Origin of the sequence: Promicromonospora sp. NPDC019610 (genome assembly GCF_044389365.1) — a bacterium.
Taxonomy (GTDB): domain Bacteria; phylum Actinomycetota; class Actinomycetes; order Actinomycetales; family Cellulomonadaceae; genus Promicromonospora.
In genome coordinates this window covers 422526-435424 of record NZ_JBIRXX010000002.1, presented here as the reverse complement: position 1 = coordinate 435424, position 12899 = coordinate 422526, and the positions used below count along the sequence as shown (strand labels likewise).

Below are 12899 nucleotides of genomic sequence, written 5' to 3'. Positions count from 1 at the left end.
AGATCTGGGGTTCACGCCGGGGTCCCACGACTCCGTCGGCGCAGTATTTTGCCTAACGCAAAGGATCATGCCCGGGTTCCCGCGACGCAACTCCGGTTCTCGCACCACCCGCGGACCACTAAAGTCACCCCGTGACCGACCAGACCCGCGCGCAGCTCGCCGCCGAGCTCGCCGACCTGCACCACCGGCTGGGCGAGGCGTTCTTCGCCTCCCGGCTCCGGCCGCTGCTGGAGACGGACCTCACGGTGCAGCAGCTCAGAGCGCTGGCCCTGGTGCAGGTGGACCGCGACTCGACGCCGCAGCGGCTCGCCGAGGCGCTCGGCGTGTCCGCCGCGACGGTGTCCGGGATCCTCGACCGGCTCACGGCCGCCGGGATGGTCGTGCGCACACCGGACCCCGACGACGGGCGGGTGCGCCGCGTGACCAGCACGGAGAAGGGCAGCGAGGCGATCCGCCGCATCGTCGCGCTCGAGGACGACCTGCCGCCCGACCTGATCGACCTGCTCGACGTCGACGACCTCCGGGCGCTCACCCAGGGCACCCGCGCCCTGCTGGAGGCGACCCGCCGGCTCGCACCCTGAACCTCCCTCGTTGAGTGCTGGACATCTGCGCTTCCGCGGCCCGTGCAAGCGCAAATACCCAGCACTCAACGACGCGGTGGCGGTCAGGTGTGGCGGCGGGCGGTCTCCTCCGCCAGACGCCGGACGAGCGCGCGGGCCTCCGGCGGGCCCGTGACCTCGAGGTGGTCGGCGAACTGGAGGAGCTGCCGGGCAGCCTGGACCTGGGCGTAGGCGACGGTGATCGGCACCCGGCCCGACGCGTCCGGCGGCCCGACCGTGCGCAGCCGTGAGCCCAGGATGCGGCGGGCCAGGTCCACGCCGTCGGCGTCCAGCAGGGCGGTGACCGTGATCTCGTGCCGCGTCTCCAGCGCCTGCCCGAGCCCGCGCGCGACGTCCTCCAGGGCGACGTCGCGGATCCGGCGCGGCTCGTCGAGCAGCGCCCAGCCGTCCAGCCGGGTCAGCGCGAACAGCCGGGGCGCCGCGTCGACGTCCGCGACGAGGTACCAGCGGTCGACCCGCAGCAGCAGCCCGTACGGGTCGACCACCAGGTCGGCGGCCGCGCGCTCCCCGCTCCGGCGGTAGGTGACGCGGAGCCGCCGGGCCTGGCGCAGGTCGCGCGCGAGCGCGGCGACGTCGGGCGCCCCGCGCGGCTCCCGCGGCGCGAACCAGGCGCGGTTCTCGACCGTCACGACGTCCGCCAGGGAGAGCGGCGTCGCCCCGGACCGCGCCGGGGGCGCGCCGGGCCGGGTCGCGAACTTGCCGACCGCGGCGCGCGCCGCCGTCTCCGCGCCGAGCGCCTTGGCACGGTCGAGGTCGACGCCGACGGCGCGGAGCACGTCGGCCTCCGACGTCGTGAGCCGCGTGAGGTCCACCTGCTGCCCCGGGAGCAGGCTGATGCCGCCGTACCGCCCGCGCTCGGTGAGCACGGGGATGTCGGCGTCGACGAGCTTCTGGATGTCGCGCAGCACCGTGCGGGTGGACACGCCGAACTCCTCCGCGAGTGCCTCCGCCGTGGTGTGCCGCCGCGCCTGGAGGGCGCCGAGCAGGCCGATGAGGCGCTGTGCCGAGGTCATTCCTTCGCTCCGGTCGGTCGTGGCGAGCTGAACCTGACAGGTTCTGTCGCATTATCCCGCGAGCGTAGGTCCGTCGCCGAACGTCGGCGGCATCCCGGAAGGAGCAACCCATGCCCGCACCCAACCTCTTCCTCGTCTACGTGACCGACGTCGAGCGCGCCACGGCGTTCTACGCCGACCTGTTCGAGATCGAGCCGGTCATGCGCGCGCCGCGCTACGTGCCCTTCGAGGTCGCGCCCGGCGTGCTGTTCGCACTGTGGAGCGGTAAGGCCGACGGGCTCTCCGCGCAGACCCCGCGGTCGTTCGAGGTGGGCCTGATGGTGTCCCGGTCCGCCGCCGCGGTCGACGACGTCTACGCGGCGTGGGTCGCGAAGGGCGTCACCGTGGTCGAGGAGCCGCACGACGAGGTCTTCGGGCGCACGTTCGTGGTCGCCGACCCGGACGGCAACCTGATCCGCGTCTCGCCCACCGACTGACCGGTCGGCGGTCCCGTGCCGCCGCCGCCGTCGTGCCGGTTGCACGACGGCGGCGCGCCGCGCGCGCGGGCCGCACGTAGGGTGTGTGCCGTGCCGGACACCACCGCCCCTGAGCCGTTCGCCCCGCAGGCCACGCCGGAGGCGATCGAGGACCTGCGCGCGCGGCTGCTGGCGACGCGCTGGCCCGACGCCCCCGAGGACGTCGGGTGGTCGCTGGGCACCGATCTCGACTACCTCCGCGAGCTCGTCGCGTACTGGGCGGACGGGTTCGACTGGCGCGCCCAGGAGGCGGCGCTGGCCCGGCTCCCCCGGTTCCGGACGGCGGTCGGCGGGCTGGGGATCCACTTCGTGCACGCCCGCGCGGTCGCGCCGTCCGGCCCCGTGCTGCCGCTGGTGCTCAGCCACGGCTGGCCGGACTCGTTCTGGCGGTACTCGAAGGTGGTGCTGCTCCTGACGGACCCGGGCGCGCACGGCGGCGATCCGGCCGACGCGTTCGACGTCGTCGTCCCGGACATGCCGGGCTTCGGGTACTCGGACCGGCCGCGGGGTGCACCGCTGAGCTCGGTCGCCGTCGCGGGGCTGTGGGCCTCGCTCATGACGGTGCTCGGGTACGAGCGGTTCGGCGCGGCGGGCGGCGACATCGGCAGTCACGTGAGCCGGTACCTGGCGCTGGACCACCCGGAGCGCCTGGTCGCCGTGCACCGCACGGACGGCGGGCTCCCGGTCTTCGCCGGAGACCCGGCGACGCTCCAGGCCGAGGAGCGCGCCTGGTTCGCCGAGACCGCCACGTGGAGCGCGACCGAGGGCGCGTACGGCGCCCTGCACCGCACCAAGCCGCAGACCGTGGCCGCCGCGCTCAACGACTCGCCCGCCGGGCTCGCGGCGTGGATCGTGGAGAAGCTGAAGGCCTGGAGCTTCGGCGACCTGGAGGACGCCTACACCCGCGACGAGATCCTGACGAACATCACGATCTACTGGCTCACGGGCACCATCGGCTCGTCGATGCGGATGTACCACGCCAACGGCGCGATCCCGGCCCGGCAGCTCACGCGCCGCGTCGAGGTGCCGTCCGGGTTCTCCCTGTTCCCGGGCGACATCGTGCGCCCGCCGAGGGCCTGGCTGGAGCGCACCGCACACACCGTGTACGTGGGTGAGCCGGCGCGCGGCGGGCACTTCGCGGCGTTCGAGGAGCCGGAGCTGTACGCCCAGGAGCTCCGCGACTTCTTCCGCCCGTACCGCACCGCCTGACCCGGTCGACCCCCGCCTCCCAGGTCGGCAGTTTGCGCCACAAAGTCGGCAGTTTGCTTCGAGGTCGGCACAGGCCTGTGCCGACCTCGAAGCAAACTGCCGACCGGGCGGGACGCGCGCCCCCGCCGGGCCCCCACGGAACCACACCCCCCCCCGCCGGCCCGCTCTGCCGACCTCACCACTCCGCCGACGCACCCCGCGGCGACACCGTCCGGGGCACGCCCCAGGGGTTGTCGTCGCGCAGCGGCGCGGGTAGCAGCTCCTGCGGCGCGTCCTGGTACGTGATGCCGCGCAGGAACCGGCCGATCGCGGCGGTGCCCACCGACGTGCCGTCCGTCGTCGTCGCGGGCGAAGGACCACCGTGCTGCATCGCGGGCGTCACCGCCACGCCCGTGGGCCAGCCGCCGAGCAGCACCCGCCCGGCGTGGCGTCCCAGCGCCGTCACGAGCGTGCCCTGCTCCGCGCCGGTCTCCCCCGCGCCGAGGTGCAGGGTGAGCGTGAGGTTGCCGGGGAACAGCTCGCCGACGACGGCGGCCAGGTCGGTCCCGGCCGGGTACTCCACGATCACGGAGAACGGCCCGAACACCTCGTCGAGCAGCGCCTCCCCGGCAGAACGGAGCACGTCCAGCGACACCGAGACGAACGTCGGCGTCACCCAGGCCTGCCCGTCGGCGTCCCGCCGGAAGCCGCCGGCACGCACCACGCGCACCCCGTCCACGGCCAGCGCCTGGCCGACGCGGCGCTCGTAGCCGTCGGCGATCGACGGGTTGAGCAGCCGGTGCTCGGGCACGTCGGCCGCGGCGGCGACCACGGCGGCGTCGTACGCCGTGCCTGCTGGGACCAGCAGGAAGCCCGGCTTGGTGCAGAGCTGGCCCGCCGAGCCGGAGACGCTCGCCACGAACCCGGCGAGCAGCGTGTCCGCGCGCTCCGCCAGGGCCGCCGCCGAGACCAGCACGGGGTTGACGCTGCCGAGCTCGCCGAAGAACGGGATCGGGTCGGGCCGCGCGGCGGCCCGGGCGGCCAGGAGCTGGCCCACGTGCTGCGACCCGGTGAACGCCGCGGCCCGCACCGCCGGGTGCTCCAGCAGAGCCACCCCGGCGTCCTGATCGGTGAGGAGCTGGAGCGTGTCCTCCGGCAGGCCCGCCTCGACCAGCGCTCCGGCCACGATGCGGGCCGTGCGCTCCGACAGCCGGGGGTGGCCCGGGTGCGCCTTGACGATCACCGGGCAGCCCGCCGCGAGCGCCGCCGCGGTGTCGCCGCCCGCCACGGAGAACGCGAAGGGGAAGTTGCTGGCCGCGAAGTTGACCACGGGCCCCACGGGCCACAGCGCGCGGCGCAGGTCGGGGCGGGGACCGAGCACGAAGTCGGGGTCGGCCTCGTCGATGCGGACGTCGAGGTAGCCGCCGTCCTCCACGACGCGGGCGAACAGGCGCAGCTGGACCTGCGTCCGCTTGAGCTCGCCACGCAGCCTGGCCTCGGCGAGGCCGGTCTCCACCTGGGCTGTGGCGACGAGCTCGTCGGCGTGGTCGCCGAGGGCCGCAGCGGCGCGGCGCAGACCCTCGGCGCGGGTCGCGGGCGTGGCCCGGGACAGCCCGGCGAACGCCTCGGCGGCGCGGCGGGCCACGTCGTCGACGGTGCGGTCAAGGTCGGACGCCGCGGTGGCGGTCATGGGGCTCCTCATCGAAGGCAAAAAGGCAGGTCAGAAGACGAAACCCGTGGGGAACGGGTCGCTCGGGTCGAGCAGGTAGTTGGCGGTGCCCGTGACCCAGGCCCGCCCGGTGATCGTGGGCAGGACGGCGGGCACACCCGCGACCGTCGTCTCCCCCACGAGGCGGCCGACGAACCGGCTGCCGATGAACGACTCGTTGACGAAGTCGGTGTCCAGGGCCAGCTCGCCGCGCGCCCACAGCTCCGCCATACGGGCCGACGTCCCCGTGCCGCACGGCGACCGGTCGAACCAGCCCGGGTAGATGGCCATGGCGTGGCGCGAGTGCCGGGCGTCCGAGCCGGGGGCGATCAGCTCGACGTGGTGACAGCCCTCGACGCCGTCGAGCTCGGGATGCTTGGGCTTCGCCGTCTCGTTGATCGCGTCCATGATGGCGAGCCCGGCGGACAGCAGGTCCTGCTGACGCTCCCGGTCGAACGGCAGCCCCAGGTCGTCGAGGTCGACCAGGGCGTAGAAGTTGCCGCCGAACGCCATGGAGTAGGGCACGGCGCCGTAGCCCGGCACCTCGACCTCCTGGTCGAGGGCGGTGACGAAGCTCGGCACGTTCTCGATGGTCACGGCGTCGGCGTGGCCGTCGCTGACGGCGACCCTCGCGACGACGAGCCCGGCGGGCGTGTCGAGCCGGATCTCGGTGACCGGCTCGACGACGTCCACCATGCCCGTCTCGACCAGCACCGTGGCCACGCCGATGGTGCCGTGGCCGCACATGGGCAGGCAGCCGGACACCTCGATGTAGACGACGCCCCAGTCGCAGTCGGAGAGGGTGGGCGGCTGCAGGATGGCGCCGCTCATCGCGCCGTGCCCCCGCGGCTCGTCCATCAGGAAGTGCCGCAGCTCGTCCATGTGCTCCATGAAGTACAGCCGCTTGTCGTTCATCGTGGCGCCGGGGATGGGCCCCACGCCCCCGGTGACGACGCGCGTGGGCATGCCCTCCGTGTGCGAGTCGACGGCGGTGATGGTCCTGCTGGAACGCATGCTTCCTCCTTCTCGTTGAGTGCTGGACATTTGCGCTGTCGAATCCTTTCGATCGCGCAGATAGCCAGCACTCAGCGGGGGGTGCGGGAGGCGATGTGGGTGAGCGCCGCCTCCGTCGCCTTGCGCACCTGCGCCTCGTGCTCCGCGGACAGCGGGCCGCGCGGCGGACGGGTGGGCCCACCGTAGCTCTGTCCGGCCATGTCGATCGAGAGCTTGATGGCCTGCACGAACTCGGTGCGTGAGTCCCAGCGGAACACCGGCACGAGGTGGCGGTACAGCTCGCGCGCCTCGTCGATCCTGCCCTCGGTGACCAGGGTGTAGATCTCGACGGCCTCGCGCGGGAACGCGTTGGGGTACCCGGCGAACCAACCGACCGCGCCGGCCACGAGCGACTCGAAGAGCAGGTCGTCGGCGCCCGCGATGACGTCGAGGTCCGGCGCCAGCTCCTTGATCTCCAGCACGCGGCGCACGTCGCCCGAGAACTCCTTGACGGCCACGACGTTCTCGAGCTGGGCCAGCTCGGCCAGGATGCTCGGCGTGAGGTCGACCTTGGTGTCGATCGGGTTGTTGTAGATCATGATCGGCAGACCCACCTCGTTCACGGCGGCGTAGTGCGCGATCACCTCGGAGCGGTTGGCCCGGTAGATCGTGGGCGGCAGCAGCAGGACGCCGTCGGCCCCGTCCTCGGCGGCGAGCTCGGCCCAGTGCCTGGCCTGGTGCGAGCCCACGCCGTGCACGCCGGCCACGACGAGGCCGCGGCCGTCCACCGCCTGGACGGCGGTCTGGATCACCTTGCGGCGCTCGTCGTCGGTGAGCGAGGAGTACTCGCCGAGCGAACCGTTCGGACCGACGCCGCGGCAGCCGTTCTCGATGAGGAAGTCGCAGTGCGCGGCGAACTTCTCGTAGTCGACGGCCAGCCCGGCCGGCGCGGACTCGTCCGGCGTGAAGGCGAGGGTGGTGGCGACGATGACGCCGCCGAGGTCGAATCGCTGGTTCATGTCAGGTCTCCTGTGGTTGCGATGCTGTGGGACGTAGCGGTGGGACGTGAGGTGGAGGGAGAGGGCAGCGCGGCCAGGTCGCCGAGCCGCACGGGCACCACGACCGGACGGCGGTCGACGCCGGGCGCGCCGTCCGACCCGCCGTCGTCCAGCAGCTCCTGGAGCGTCCGGCCGCACATGCGCGCCTGGCACGGGCCGAGCCCGGCACGGCTGGTGAGCTTCACGGAGCGGGTCTCGCGCGAGGCGGTCAGCTCGACGACCTCGCGCACGCGGCCGTAGGTGGTCTCCTCGCAGCGGCAGACGACGGTGTCGTCGCGCAGCCAGCGCACCCAGCCGCCACGGATGCCGTGGGCGGCCTCGATCCGGGCGGCGAAGGCCCGGGCACGGTCGCGGGCCCGGACCGCGTGGGCGGCAGCCCCGGAGCCGAGGTCGCCCCCGGCCGCGGCCGTGCCCGCGACGGCGCCCTCGGCCAGGGCCGCGTCGGCCCCGCCGATCCCGGTGATCTCGCCGGCGGCCCACACGCCCGGCACGGACGTGGCCTGGGCGTCGTCCACGACCACGAACCGGTTCGGCGTGAGGGCGCACCCGGCCGCGACCGCCAGCTCCAGGCGCGGCGTGAACCCGTGGCTCACCGCGACGGCGTCGGCCTCGACCTGGCGTTCCGTCCCCGGCACCGGCGCCCAGCGTGCGTCGAGCCGGGCGATGGTGACGGCCTCGACCTGGCCGTCGCCGTGCGCGGCGACCACGGCCTCGCCGGGGCGCCACGGGACGCGGTGGCGCACCAGCTCGCCCACGTACCCCGCGAGCTCGCCGGCCTTGCCGACGGCGCCGGCCAGCTCCCAGGGCCGGTCCAGCCAGCCGCGCGCCAGCGAGCCGGTCCGGCTCGCCTCGTGCACGCCGAGCACGGTGGCGCCGGTGCGCAGCAGTGAGGAGGCCACGGGCAGCAGGAAGGGTCCGGCCCCGGCGACGACGACGCGGCGCCCGACGGCGACCCGCTCCCCCTTCGCCAGCGCCTGCGCCGCACCCGCGGAGTAGACCCCGGGGAGCTGCCAGCCGGGGAACGGGAGGGTCTGGTCGTGGGCACCGGTCGCGAGCACGAGGGCGTCGGGCTCGAACGTGCGGGCCGCGCGTCCGGCGCCGTCGGGCTCCCCGACCAGCACGTTCAGGCGGACGCCGCCGTCCGGCCGCCCCGGCGAGGACACCTCCTCCGGGGAGGAGACCTGCTCCAGCGACCACACCTGCGCCGTCGGGACCACCGTGACCGCGGGGTGCGCCCGGAGGGCGTCGACCAGCGCGCGGTACGTGTCCCAGTTGTGGTGCAGCAGGTGCTCGCGCCCGGCCGGGCGCTCGGCGGGCAGGTGCCGCCAGTACTGGCCGCCGAGCACGTCGGCGGCGTCGAGCACCGTGACCCGCGCCCCGGCGTCGGCGGCGGCGCGCGCGGCCGCGAGACCCGCCGGGCCCGCGCCCACGACGACGACGTGCTTCGCACTCACCCCGCTCATCGGGCCCCCTCCGGTCCGTCGTGCGCGTCCGCAGGCCCGCCCGGCCCGCCGGGCTCGCCGAGGCGCTCGCCCTGCCGCGCCACGACGTCGCCGTCCTGCGCGCGGCGCAGGCAGGCCCGCACGTCGCGCAGGCCGTTCAGCTCCACGACGCAGTCGAAGCACACGCCGATGCCGCAGAACACGCCGCGCGGCGCGCCGCTCTGGCCGGTCGAGCGCCACTGGCGCCGTCCGGCGCCCAGCAGGACGCCCGCGATGGTCTGCCCGGCCGTACCGGTGACGGGCTCGCCGTCGACCCAGATCGTCAGGGGCCGGTCGGGACCCGGCCGCACCGGGTCGGCGGCGGCCGGGACACGGCGCGACGTCATGGTCGTGCTCCCTCGTGAACGTGCTCGGGCAGCGGGCGCAGGGTCAGGAGCGTGGGCCGGTCCGGCGCGTACGGGCGCGGGTCCACGGCGGGCGCCGTGCCCAGCAGACCTGCCGCGACCAGGTCGCCGGTCGCGGGCGCGAGGCCCACGCCCGCGCCCTCGTGGCCGGTCGCGAACCACAGCCCGGGCAGCGCCGGGTCGGCGCCGATCACGGGCAGGTGGTCCGGCATGTACGGGCGGAAGCCCAGGTAGGAGCGCATCACGTTGGTCTCGGCGAGGAACGGGAAGACCACCACGGCCCGGCGCGCCATCTGCGCCAGCACCTCCGCGCTGAACCGCTCGTCGAAGCCGACCTGCTCCCGGCTCGACCCGATCAGCACGGTGCCGCCGCGCGTCGACTCGATGACGGCGGACGTCTGCAGCTCCGCGCCCGCGGACTGCGTGGCGGCGAAGTAGTCGCCGTCGTACACCTTGTGGTGGATGCGCTGCGGCATCGGCGTGGTCACGAGCACCGTCCCGCGGCGCGGCCGCACGGGCACCCAGCCGCCGAGGCGCTCCGCGACGTCCGCCGACCACGGGCCGGCCGCCACGACCACGGCTCCCGCGGCGACGTCGCCCCGCGTGGTGGTGACGCCGGTCAGGCGTCCGTCGGCCCCCAGCAGCGGCCCGGTCACCTCGACCCCCGTGCGGACGACGGCGCCGGCCCGGCGCGCGGACGCCAGCAGCGCCTCGGCGGCGGCGACCGGCTGCACCTGGGCGTCCTGCGGGTAGTGGATCGCGCCCAGGACGCCGGGCGCGAGGTCGGGCTCGAGGTCCCGGGCCTGGTCCCCGGTCACCTCGACGGCCTCGACACCGGACCCGCGCTGGCCCGCGGCGAACTCGCGCAGCCCCGCCAGGGCGGCGTCGGAGGCCACTACGACCACGCCGCCCTTGGCGTCGTGCTCGACCGACGGGAACCGCGGGCCGAGCTCGTCGGCCAGCTCCGCGGCGAGCGCCGTCCACCGGCACAGCGACTCCTGGGCGAGCACCAGCTCCGGCCCCGGGCCCTTGTCCGAGACCAGCAGGTTGCCCTCGCCGTGCGCGCTGGTACCGGCGGCCGCGGCCCCGCGGTCGAGCACCACGACGCTCGCTCCGGCCAGCGCCAGGGAGCGCGCGCACGCGGCGCCCACGATCCCGGCGCCGACGATCACCACGTCCGCTGCCACGTCCACCCCCTTCGTCGCTCCGTCGTCCTGTGCTGTCACTGTCCCGCTGCTCTGCCGGCCCGACGCCGGGCCGCCCTGCTCAGTCCTCCGGCTTGCCCGCCCAGGTGCCCAGCGAGTGCCCGATGTGCCGCTCCATCAGCGCCTTCGCGCCGGGGCCGTCGCCGGCCGCGAGCAGGTCGAGCAGCTCGTGGTGCTCCTGGGCGGAGGCGGCCAGCGTGCCGCCCGCGACCATCGTGGAGAGCCCGAGCAGCCGCGCGCGGTCGCGCAGGTCGGCCACGATCTCGCCGGCCACGGGGTTGCCCAGCAGCCCCATGAGCCGCAGGTGGAACGCCTGGTCCGCCTGCAGGTAGGCAATGAGGTCGCCCGTGCGCGCGCCCTCGACGATCTCGTCGGCGAGCGCCCGGAACTCCCCCAGCTGCCCCACGGGGAACGACTTGGCGAGCCGCTCCATCCAGACGGGCTCGATCACGAGCCGGACGGCGGCGACGTGCCGCAGCGTCTGGTCGCTCACGCGCGTGACCCGGAAGCCCTTGTTGCGCACGGCCTCCAGGAAGCCGCGGCGCTCCAGGTCCAGCACGGCCTCGCGCACGGGGGTCGCGGACACGTCGAAGCGTGCGGCGAGCGTGGGCACGGAGACCAGCTCGCCGGGCTCCAGCTCGCCCGCGACGATCGCGGCCACCAGCGCGCGGTGCACCTGCTCGCGCAGGCTCGCGACCGGTGCCAGACGGCGGACCGACGGGGTCGGTGAAACTGAGCTCATGATGCTCTCCAGGGGTGTCAGGCTTCGACAGTAGAATATTACACACGACAGGAAACCCGTCGTCAATGCCGCCAGAGGGTACCTGAGCACGGGCGGGTTCGCCGGTCTTTCGCCCGCCAAAACTGGCGTCATCCCGCCGAAACGCGACGTTTACAATCACCCCATCGACATCCCTGTACCGTCTCAGTAACATATCACGCATCACATATCGAAGGCTGGCCGCGTCGACGACGACCGCGGCCGCGCCGGGGCCGTACCGCAGACCACCCGACGCACCCGCGTCACTGATCGAAGGGCCACATCGTGAAGTTCCATCGGATGACGACAGCAGCCGTCGCGGTCGCCGCGACGCTCGCGCTCGCCGCGTGCGGCGGCGGCAGCCAGGACGCCTCCTCCTCGGGCGGCGGCTTCGGGGCCGAGCCCGCCGAGGGCGGCACCGTGCAGGTGCTGCAGAACGCCGACTTCTCCTACCTCGACCCGGCCCGAGGCTGGGACGGCGGCGTGAACAACTTCTACCGGCTGGTCTACCGCCAGCTCACGACGTCCGCGCCGGGCTCGGCGGACGACCCGACCGCGATCGTCCCGGACCTGGCCGAGTCCCTCGGTGAGGTGTCCGACGACGGCCTCACCTGGACGTACACGCTCCAGGACGGACTGAGGTTCGACAACGGCGACCCGATCACCTCCGCCGAGGTCAAGTTCGGCATCTCCCGCGCCTGGGACCCGGCGATCGGCATCGGCTCGCCGTACCTCAAGCAGGTCATCGACGCCCCCGAGGACTACGAGGGCCCGTACAGGACGGGTGACCTGCCGACGATCGAGACGCCGGACGAGAAGACGATCGTCTTCCACCTGAAGAAGCCGTTCCCCGAGTTCGACGCCGTGGTCTCCCAGGTCAACGCGACCCCGTTCCCCGAGGGCAGCGGCGCCGGCGACGAGTTCATCCACGAGATCGTCGCCTCCGGGCCGTACAAGCTGGCCGAGTACGTGCCGGGCAGCACCATCAAGCTGACGCGCAACGAGAACTGGGACGCCGCGACCGACGAGGTGCGCGCCGCGAAGCCGGACGGCTGGGAGTTCACCATCGGCCTGGACCCGGCCACCATCGACGAGCGCCTGATCGCCGGGCAGGGCGCGGACGTCAACGCGATCGCCGGCAACATCCAGCCGGCCACGCTCCCCCGCCTGCAGACGCCGCAGCTGCAGGAGCGCGTGCTGCAGTTCGACGGCATCTGCACCACCTACATGGGCCTGAACACCACCAAGAAGCCGCTCGACGACGTCCGGGTGCGCCAGGCGATCAGCTACGCCGTCGACCGCAGCTCCATCGTGAACGCGAGCGGGGGCACGCAGCTCGGTGCCCCGTCCACGACGATCATCCCGCCGGCGGTCGCCGGTCACAAGGACTTCGACCTGTACCCGTCGGCGGACGGCACCGGCGACGTCGAGGCCGCCAAGAAGCTGCTCGACGAGGCCGGCCTGTCCGACGGGTTCACCCTGACCCTCGACATCCGCTCGCAGGAGTCGATGCAGGCCCAGGCCGAGTCGATCCAGCAGTCGCTCGAGCGCATCGGCATCACCGTCGAGCTCAACCTGATCGACACGTCCACCTACTACGAGACCATCGGCACCCCGTCGCAGCAGCACGACGCCGCCATCACCGGCTGGTGCCCGGACTGGGCGTCGTCGGCGGCGACCTTCATCCCGCCGCTGTTCGACGGCCGCAACATCTACGAGAAGGGCAACTCCAACCTCGCCCAGCTCGACGACGAGGACGTCAACGCCCGGATCGACGAGATCGGGGCCATGACCGACATCGCCGCCGCGAACGAGCAGTGGGGCGACCTCGACGAGCAGATCCTCGAGCTGGCGCCGATCGTCCCGCTCATGGTCGCCAAGACGGTGCTGCTCCCGGGTGAGAACGTCACCGGGCTGTACTCCTCGGCGAACGCCGCGAGCGGCGGCATCGACTACGTCGGTGTCGGCCTCAAGGACCCCGAGAAGGGCTGAT

Annotated in this window: 12 protein-coding genes; 4 read left to right on the top strand and 8 right to left on the bottom strand. The window is 73.9% G+C overall.

From position 1 onward, the window contains the following. The first annotated feature begins 131 nt into the window (after positions 1-131). Positions 132-581, top strand: coding sequence for a MarR family winged helix-turn-helix transcriptional regulator (locus ACH45N_RS13565; protein WP_397394616.1), 450 nt, complete (start codon positions 132-134; stop codon positions 579-581). 83 nt (positions 582-664) lie between these two features. Here the strand turns inward: ACH45N_RS13565 and ACH45N_RS13560 are convergent, their stop codons facing one another. Then, positions 665-1633 carry a helix-turn-helix transcriptional regulator gene (locus tag ACH45N_RS13560; protein ID WP_397394614.1) on the bottom strand — a complete coding sequence of 323 codons (969 nt, stop codon included), beginning with the start codon at positions 1631-1633 and terminating at the stop codon, positions 665-667. 110 nt (positions 1634-1743) lie between these two features. On the opposite strand from ACH45N_RS13560, the gene ACH45N_RS13555 reads away from it, so the two are divergent. Both ACH45N_RS13555 and ACH45N_RS13550 read left to right on the top strand, forming a co-directional pair. Beyond that, positions 1744-2109, top strand: a complete 366-nt coding sequence (locus ACH45N_RS13555; RefSeq protein ID WP_397394612.1) for a VOC family protein — start codon at positions 1744-1746, stop codon at positions 2107-2109. A gap of 90 nt (positions 2110-2199) precedes the next feature. Then, entirely contained in the window at positions 2200-3357 is a 1158-nt protein-coding gene (locus ACH45N_RS13550; RefSeq protein ID WP_397394610.1) for an epoxide hydrolase family protein, read from the top strand. A gap of 175 nt (positions 3358-3532) precedes the next feature. On the opposite strand, the gene ACH45N_RS13545 is transcribed toward ACH45N_RS13550, so the two are convergent. From ACH45N_RS13545 to ACH45N_RS13515, 7 genes are all read right to left on the bottom strand, one after another. Further along, positions 3533-5026, bottom strand: a complete 1494-nt coding sequence (locus ACH45N_RS13545) for an aldehyde dehydrogenase family protein (RefSeq protein WP_397394608.1) — start codon at positions 5024-5026, stop codon at positions 3533-3535. Between the two features lie 30 nt (positions 5027-5056). After that, positions 5057-6058, bottom strand: coding sequence for a proline racemase family protein (locus ACH45N_RS13540; RefSeq protein WP_397394606.1), 1002 nt, complete (start codon positions 6056-6058; stop codon positions 5057-5059). A gap of 71 nt (positions 6059-6129) precedes the next feature. Beyond that, entirely contained in the window at positions 6130-7056 is a 927-nt protein-coding gene (locus tag ACH45N_RS13535; RefSeq protein WP_397394604.1) for a dihydrodipicolinate synthase family protein, read from the bottom strand. Next, the gene (locus ACH45N_RS13530) at positions 7053-8558 is read right to left on the bottom strand and encodes an FAD-dependent oxidoreductase (RefSeq protein ID WP_397394602.1); all 1506 of its coding nucleotides are present in this window, start codon (positions 8556-8558) and stop codon (positions 7053-7055) included. Before ACH45N_RS13530 ends, ACH45N_RS13535 begins: the two co-directional genes overlap by 4 nt. After that, complete coding sequence (locus ACH45N_RS13525) at positions 8555-8923, bottom strand: (2Fe-2S)-binding protein (protein ID WP_397394600.1); 369 nt, start codon at positions 8921-8923, stop codon at positions 8555-8557. Before ACH45N_RS13525 ends, ACH45N_RS13530 begins: the two co-directional genes overlap by 4 nt. Continuing rightward, complete coding sequence (locus ACH45N_RS13520; protein WP_397394598.1) at positions 8920-10128, bottom strand: NAD(P)/FAD-dependent oxidoreductase; 1209 nt, start codon at positions 10126-10128, stop codon at positions 8920-8922. The genes ACH45N_RS13525 and ACH45N_RS13520 overlap by 4 nt, the downstream gene beginning before the upstream one ends. A 79-nt stretch (positions 10129-10207) precedes the next feature. After that, entirely contained in the window at positions 10208-10888 is a 681-nt protein-coding gene (locus ACH45N_RS13515) for a GntR family transcriptional regulator (RefSeq protein ID WP_397394596.1), read from the bottom strand. Positions 10889-11206: 318 nt separating this feature from the next. Between ACH45N_RS13515 and ACH45N_RS13510 the strand changes: the two genes are divergently transcribed. Next, the gene (locus ACH45N_RS13510; RefSeq protein ID WP_397394594.1) at positions 11207-12898 is read left to right on the top strand and encodes an ABC transporter substrate-binding protein; all 1692 of its coding nucleotides are present in this window, start codon (positions 11207-11209) and stop codon (positions 12896-12898) included. Position 12899: the final 1 nt, after the last annotated feature.

Excerpts from the sequence above, each read along its gene's own strand:
- ACH45N_RS13560 (WP_397394614.1), bottom strand. The coding sequence starts at position 1,633 with ATGACCTCGGCACAGCGCCTCATCGGCCTGCTCGGCGCCCTCCAGGCG.
- ACH45N_RS13555 (WP_397394612.1), top strand. The coding sequence starts at position 1,744 with ATGCCCGCACCCAACCTCTTCCTCGTCTACGTGACCGACGTCGAGCGC.
- ACH45N_RS13545 (WP_397394608.1), bottom strand. The coding sequence starts at position 5,026 with ATGACCGCCACCGCGGCGTCCGACCTTGACCGCACCGTCGACGACGTG.
- ACH45N_RS13540 (WP_397394606.1), bottom strand. The coding sequence starts at position 6,058 with ATGCGTTCCAGCAGGACCATCACCGCCGTCGACTCGCACACGGAGGGC.
- ACH45N_RS13535 (WP_397394604.1), bottom strand. The coding sequence starts at position 7,056 with ATGAACCAGCGATTCGACCTCGGCGGCGTCATCGTCGCCACCACCCTC.
- ACH45N_RS13530 (WP_397394602.1), bottom strand. The coding sequence starts at position 8,558 with ATGAGCGGGGTGAGTGCGAAGCACGTCGTCGTCGTGGGCGCGGGCCCG.
- ACH45N_RS13525 (WP_397394600.1), bottom strand. The coding sequence starts at position 8,923 with ATGACGTCGCGCCGTGTCCCGGCCGCCGCCGACCCGGTGCGGCCGGGT.
- ACH45N_RS13515 (WP_397394596.1), bottom strand. The coding sequence starts at position 10,888 with ATGAGCTCAGTTTCACCGACCCCGTCGGTCCGCCGTCTGGCACCGGTC.
- ACH45N_RS13510 (WP_397394594.1), top strand. The coding sequence starts at position 11,207 with ATGACGACAGCAGCCGTCGCGGTCGCCGCGACGCTCGCGCTCGCCGCG.